The 5371-nt window shown below is 33.9% G+C and carries 4 protein-coding genes; 3 read left to right on the forward strand and 1 reads right to left on the reverse strand.

Going from position 1 to position 5371, the window contains the following annotated elements; translation table 11 throughout:
• Positions 1-607: 607 nt before the first annotated feature.
• Positions 608-1276, forward strand: a complete 669-nt coding sequence (locus AC3DU7_RS23865; protein WP_488041790.1) for a TVP38/TMEM64 family protein — start codon at positions 608-610, stop codon at positions 1274-1276.
• Between the two features lie 300 nt (positions 1277-1576).
• On the opposite strand, the gene gatB is transcribed toward AC3DU7_RS23865, so the two are convergent.
• Positions 1577-3061, reverse strand: a complete 1485-nt coding sequence (gene gatB / locus AC3DU7_RS23870) for an Asp-tRNA(Asn)/Glu-tRNA(Gln) amidotransferase subunit GatB (RefSeq protein ID WP_488041791.1) — start codon at positions 3059-3061, stop codon at positions 1577-1579.
• Between the two features lie 907 nt (positions 3062-3968).
• Here gatB and AC3DU7_RS23875 point away from each other — a divergent pair.
• Positions 3969-4583 carry a hypothetical protein gene (locus AC3DU7_RS23875; protein WP_488041792.1) on the forward strand — a complete coding sequence of 205 codons (615 nt, stop codon included), beginning with the start codon at positions 3969-3971 and terminating at the stop codon, positions 4581-4583.
• 11 nt (positions 4584-4594) lie between these two features.
• A partial coding sequence (locus AC3DU7_RS23880) for a hypothetical protein (protein WP_488041793.1) occupies positions 4595-5371 on the forward strand: 777 nt, incomplete at its 3' end.

The raw sequence follows: 5371 nt of genomic DNA on the forward strand, positions 1-5371 counted from the left end.
TTTTTCTTTATTATCCCCTTAAAAGGGGAGGCTTTAAACCATAATTTTTCGGTAATTATATTTTCATGAAATTAACCTATGGATAGGCATAATTTTAATTATTTATTTCTCCAGCAATTATTCTCAGTAAAAATTCATAGTTAACTAAGATAAAAATAATTTGAGGATGATATCTATAATTTATATCATGTCCGGATAAGAGCACTATAGAACTCCGTTCCGCTTACGCGACCAAAAACCTTCTCCCTTTAAACCTTTCTTTCTCTTCTTCCTTCTGCCTTCGTTTATAACTGTTAAACTGGACATGATATTATATAAAAATGGATATATTTACCGAAAAATTAAGGTATAAAACCTCTCCATGAATGGAGAAAAAAGCGGTCGTTTGCTTTGCAACCCTGGCGCGAAAAGCGCAGCGCACCCGTTGGGTGGGATGGATAGGTTTCCTAACCATATCCAATCGACCAAGAGAAGAAAAAAATTCCTTTTAACCCAATCCTCTTCCTTTCAAGGAGAGGTAATTCTAAATCCGCGCATTCTAAATTCTAAATTCTTGAAAAATACTCATGCCCAGAGAAAATTAAAAAAAATTTGCAAGTTTTTTTTATTGTTTATTGTAGTTATAAGCTTAATTATTGCAGCCAAATATTTTAACATACCAGAACTTTTAAAAGATAAATTAATTTGGATAGAAAGTCTAGGTATTTGGAGTCCTATCGCTTTCATAATTATTTATAATTTAGCTACTTTACTATTAATTCCTGGTTTGGTATTAACTATAGGAGGAGGAGTAATCTTTGGGGCTATCTGGGGTACAATTTATGTTTTTTTTGCTTCAACTTTAGGCGCTACAATAGCTTTTATCATCGGAAGATATATATCTCGTGATTGGGTTTGCAAACAATTAAATAAATATCCAAAATTTAAAGCGATCGATCGAGCTGTTGTTAAAGCAGGATTTAAAATCGTATTTTTAACTAGACTCTGCCCTTTGTTTCCTTTTAATCTTTTGAATTATGCTTTTGGTGTCATGCAGGTTTCTTTAAAAAATTATATTTTGGGTTCTCTAGGAATGATTCCAGGAACAGTAATGTATGTTTATATTGGTTCTATAGTAGGAGATATTACTTTAATTGGTGCGTCTCAACAACCCACAAATTCTACTGTAGAAGTAACTAAATGGATAATTAATATAGTTGGTCTAATTGCTACAGTTTTTGTAACTATTTATATAACCCGACTAGCTAAAAAGGCTTTAGAAGAAAGTATTAATTAGGGTTTGCTGAAAAAGTATTTTTGCTCTTTGTAGTAGTCAGTAGTCAGTAGTCAATAGTCAAGAGAAATGGTGGATTACAGAATATGTAGCTGGAATAATTGTCTCCCAATTTTTCCGCCGTTACCTGACAAAATACTAGCATGCATGAGCTTTTTCCACCGAAAAGCTGCTACTTTTTGAGACAAAAAAAATCCTACAACCAATACCAGTAAATGCTTTTGCTGACACAAAGCTGTCGCTAAGGTATTTAATCAGCAAACCCTAATTATTAATTATTAATTATTAATTATTAATTAATATCTACCCTTCTAACTTCTTAGTAATTAATTGATTTGTCATCTTTGGATCGGCACGCCCTTGAGTCTTCTTCATCACTTGTCCAACAAAGAAACCTTTCAGTTTAGTTTTACCACCACGATATTTTTCTAACTCTTCTGGATGTGCTGCTAAAACTTCATCAATAATTGCTTCTATCGCCTTAGTATCTGAAATTTGGATCAAACCTTTTTTCTCTACTAATTGTTTAGGAGACCCACCTTTTAATAATAACTCTGGCAGAATATCCTTAGCAATCTTACCACTGATAGTACCATCTTCAATAATTGTAGTTAGCTCGGCCAAATTTTCTGGTTTAAGGCCAATATCAGTGATGCTAATTTTTTCATTTTTCAAATAAGCAGTAATATCCCCCATTACCCAGTTAGCTGCTTGTTTTGCATTTCCACCTGCTGCAACTGTTGCTTCAAAATATTCTGCTACTTTACAGTCATCAGTAAGCACGCGAGTATCATAAGCAGATAAACCTAACTGACTTTCATAGCGGTGACGTTTTTGTGCGGGTAATTCTGGTAATTCTACTTTCCAAGCATCTAACTGCTGAGTCGAGACTTCAATAGGTGGGAGATCGGGTTCGGGGAAATAACGATAATCACTAGAACCCTCCTTCACCCTCATACTAATAGTACGTTGGGAACCCTCTTCCCAGAGTCTAGTTTCTTGAACAATTTTTTCTCCTGTTTCGATCGCTTCAGTTTGCCGTTGAATTTCGTATTCGATCGCCCGTTGTATAGCACTAAAGGAGTTCATGTTTTTGATTTCTACCTTTGTACCAAATTCTTTTTGGCCTACAGGTCTTACAGAAACATTCACATCACATCGTAGAGAACCTTCCTGCATATTACCATCACTCACACCAAGGTAGCGGACAATTCGCTGTAGCTCTTGGGCATATTCTGCAGCTTCTAGTCCAGAACGTATATCCGGTTCTGATACAATTTCTACTAATGGTACACCTGCACGATTATAGTCCACCATTGAATAGGTTGACCCAGATAGGCGATCGCTACCTCCATGGACTAACTTACCTGCATCTTCTTCCATGTGTAGTCTGGTAATGCCGATTTTTTTACGGGTTGCAGTGCCATCTTCATCTACTATTTCTATTTCTAGCCAACCATTTTCGGCGATGGGCAGGTCATACTGAGAAATCTGATAATTTTTTGGCAAGTCAGGATAGAAATATTGTTTACGGTCAAATTTACTATAGGGTGCTATTTGACAATTTAAGGCAAGTCCTGCTTTTACGGCATATTCTAGGACTTTTTGATTAAGTACGGGTAATACCCCGGGCATTCCCATACATATTGGGTCAATATTGCTATTTGGTGGGGCACCAAATTCTGTGGATGAAGCAGAGAAAATTTTGGTTTGGGTACTAAGTTGACAATGGGTTTCTAGACCAATAATTGCTTCATACTCTGTTTTAACTTGTACAGTTGTAGGCATAGATTTTAGAATTAAGTCAAAAGTTAAAATTTAAAAGTCATTAGTTCTAGTGTACAGCGATCGAGATTTTTCATAATAATAGTCAACTAACTTCTAATCTTTGACTTCTGATATTATGTCCGGATAATTAGGGTTTACTAAATAAAGTCTGTAAAAAGCTGAAACCAATATCAGTCAATGCTTTGAGATTTAATCAGCCAGCCCTAATTAGTGATGAAAAACTTTATCCCTTCTAATCTTTTCTTCCCTTCTGCCTTCATTCCTCTAAAGTGTAACTATTCAAGCGGACATGATATGACTCATAATAATAGGGGTGGTGGTCAGCCGTGATGGAAAAGTAAGCATTCCTAAGTGTGAGGAGATAGAGGGATGGGGAATGCGGGAGAAATTAAAAAATATATATCCTTACCATTACTATGTAGGGCTACCAGAATAGATACGTTGTAGAAAATAAATTAAGTATTTTTTAATAGGACATCAATATGGTATGGATCGATATAGATAGTTGTAAAAATCAACAAATAAAATTCTTTGATAAGATTAGTATTTTTGATGAAAGCAAAATTGAGCTATTACAGGTAAATGTACAGAAATTACCATAACTGTTAGCGGTCTTCTAGATTTACTTTCTGCAATACTGATTTTGTGATGCAATTTGTTTATAGTTGTAAACCTGTTTCATAGGTAATCAAAAAAATGTGTTGCAATAGACCTTTATACGGATGTAAAAGTTTCACCTTTTCTCATGTTATTTTTTATTCTTCATCTTTACCTGGTCATTATATAAGTTGTGCAGTTACAAATATATAGACTAATCCTGTAAAATAGTAAACTAAGTGGTAAAATCAAATGGTGTATTTTTAACATTTATCCTGAACTTTGGCAGTTCATCACATAAGGAGAAAGTATGGCCGAATTAAGCAAGGAAGAAATGCGTGAGAGACTGGGAAATATTGACAAAATTCGTGATATAATACTGGGTCCTAAGTTAAGAGAGTACGAAAATCGTTTTGAAAAGCTAGAATCAGAATTATCTTTAGCGAAACAAGAAACTAAGAATCAGATAGAGCAAGTTAAAAGTACTTTTTCTACAGAGCTTCAAGCTACGGTTAATTCTATAGAAAAAAAGATTAGTAATATTAATTTAAATATTCAAAATACTCAAGAAGATGTTGTTGAAACTAAGCAACAAATTGAGCGAGTAAACCGCAAAATTATTACTACTAAAGAAGCATTAAATGAAATTATTGATAATCAAACAACTTCTCTAAGGGAAGATTTATCACAAACAAGAGAAAAACTCCAACATGATGTTAATCATTTAAAAGATCAAATATTTGAAGAACTTGAAAAACGCTTTTCTTTACTTAAAGATGTTAAAGTTTCACGGGATGATTTAGCAGAAATCATGTTTGAAGTCGGTATGAGAATGAAGAAAAGAGAGCTTGTAACTGAGCTCAAGGAAGCAGCAGATAAAGATTTAGAACAAGAGCTTTTAATTTCAGACAACCATCGTAAATGATCGGAATATAGATGGCTTACTTAAACGAAAAATCGACTAATAATTCACAAGATACTAATCATAACCAATCTGTTGAACTGAATACAGAAACAGTTGAACAGTTAAGGCGTTTGTTGAATTTATTGGTGGATTTAAACTTGGTTGATATTCCGGAAGATTTAACAGCAGAATCAATCGACTATCAAGAGAATATAGACTTTCAGGAAACAGTAGTTAATCAAACAGAAAGTCATCAAAATTTAATCCATCAGAACATCACAAAACAACCAAAACAAGACCGGGATAATATTACTGATATTCCGGAAGATTTAACAGCAGAATCAATCGACTATCAAGAGAATATAGACTTTCAGGAAACAGTAGTTAATCAAACAGAAAGTCATCAAAATTTAATCCATCAGAACATCACAAAACAACCAAAACAAGACCGGGATAATATTACTGATATTCCGGAAGATTTAACAGCAGAATCAATCGACTATCAAGAGAATATAGACTTTCAGGAAACAGTAGTTAATCAAACAGAAAGTCATCAAAATTTAATCCATCAGAACATCACAAAACAACCAAAACAAGACCGGGATAATATTACTGATATTCCGGAAGATTTAACAGCAGAATCAATCGACTATCAAGAGGATATAGATTATCAAGAGACTACAGTTAATCAAACAGAAAGTCATCAAAAATCAATCCATCAGAACATCACAAAACAACCAAAACAAGACCGGGATAATATTACTGATATTCCGGAAGATTTAACAGCAGAATCAATCGACTATCAAGAG

It is taken from the genome of Okeania sp. (assembly GCF_983059655.1).

Coding starts and splice junctions, on each gene's coding strand:
- gatB (WP_488041791.1), bottom strand. CDS start 3,061: ATGCCTACAACTGTACAAGTTAAAACAGAGTATGAAGCAATTATTGGT.
- AC3DU7_RS23875 (WP_488041792.1), top strand. CDS start 3,969: ATGGCCGAATTAAGCAAGGAAGAAATGCGTGAGAGACTGGGAAATATT.